Genomic DNA, 301 nt, shown 5'->3' on the forward strand with positions numbered 1-301 from the left:
GGCTTCCTCAACCGTCAATCCACCAAGCACGCGCGCTTCGTGGTGCGACGGCTGAAGCGCCTCAATCCGAAGCTGAGGGTCGGCATCGTCTTCTGGTCGGAGATCGGCAATGGCGACACCGAGGCCGCGGCGAAACTGGCGGGCGACCTCAACGCAGATTTCGTCGCCTACGGCATGGTCGACGCGGTGGCAGGCGCCCTTTCGAGCGAACCGGTCGTGGCGCTGAAGCTCACCCCCCAGCGCCGTCCACGCCGGCGGCGTACAGCCCGCAAGAAGGAGTTGCAGGCGGCCGCGGGGTGAG

The 301-nt window shown here is 67.8% G+C and carries 1 pseudogene; it reads left to right on the top strand.

What is annotated here, in order from left to right:
- Positions 1–300: pseudogene (locus tag EN845_RS34685) on the top strand (AI-2E family transporter); the annotation flags it as partial.
- Between the last annotated feature and the right edge of the window lies 1 nt (position 301).

Source organism: Mesorhizobium sp. M8A.F.Ca.ET.202.01.1.1 (genome assembly GCF_004791595.1).
GTDB lineage: Bacteria > Pseudomonadota > Alphaproteobacteria > Rhizobiales > Rhizobiaceae > Mesorhizobium.